Source organism: Pseudomonas sp. PME37.24/025, assembly GCF_055556615.1.
On the sequence record NZ_JBVHNK010000380.1, the window covers coordinates 1 to 253 of the forward strand.

Sequence of the window (253 nt, forward strand, 5' to 3'; positions counted from 1 at the left end):
GGTATAGGTGGGCAGCCCCGCGACGACCATGACCAGCCGCCGCCCGTTCTGTTCCGCTGACCCGGTGAAGCCATAACCGGCTTCATCCGTATGGCCCGTCTTCAGGCCATCGGCACCGGCGACGCGACCGAGCAGCGGATCGCGATTGGCCTGCGTGATATCCGCCCCCGCGCCCAGCGTCTTGCCCCAGGTGAAGCTGGGCAGCGAGTAGAAACGCTTGTAGAGGTCCGGGAAATCGCGGATCGTCGCGGCG

The 253-nt window shown here is 66.8% G+C and carries 1 pseudogene; it reads right to left on the reverse strand.

What is annotated here, in order from left to right:
• A pseudogene (locus ACZ3HH_RS30765) lies at positions 1 to 253 on the reverse strand (hypothetical protein); the annotation flags it as partial.